The organism is Psychrobacter sp. GW64-MNA-CIBAN-0177, assembly GCF_040309585.1.
GTDB lineage: Bacteria > Pseudomonadota > Gammaproteobacteria > Pseudomonadales > Moraxellaceae > Psychrobacter > Psychrobacter okhotskensis.
Window position 1 is genome coordinate 1 of record NZ_JBEOOY010000382.1, and the last position, 258, is coordinate 258.

At 44.2% G+C, this 258-nt stretch carries 1 protein-coding gene; it reads left to right on the forward strand.

The window, feature by feature from the left end:
- Positions 1-246, forward strand: a 246-nt coding sequence (locus tag AAEY79_RS15545; RefSeq protein WP_352289458.1) for a CBS domain-containing protein, incomplete at its 5' end; no start/stop codon positions are given.
- Positions 247-258 lie beyond the last annotated feature (12 nt).

Consider the following 258-nt stretch of genomic DNA (forward strand, 5'->3'; position numbering starts at 1 on the left):
CTTGTGGGCATTTTTACCGATGGTGATTTACGCCGGGTTATCGATGCAGACGTGAATCTTCGAATCACTCCTATTGCCCAGGTTATGACCGAAAATTGTGTGACCTGCCCTGCGGGGATTTTAGCCGCACAAGCACTGCAAATCATGGATGAAAAGAGCATCAACGGACTGATTGTCGTTAATGAAAAACATCAACCGATCGGAGCATTAAACATGCTCGATATGGTTAAAGCTGGAGTCATTTAATCATGTCAGAAT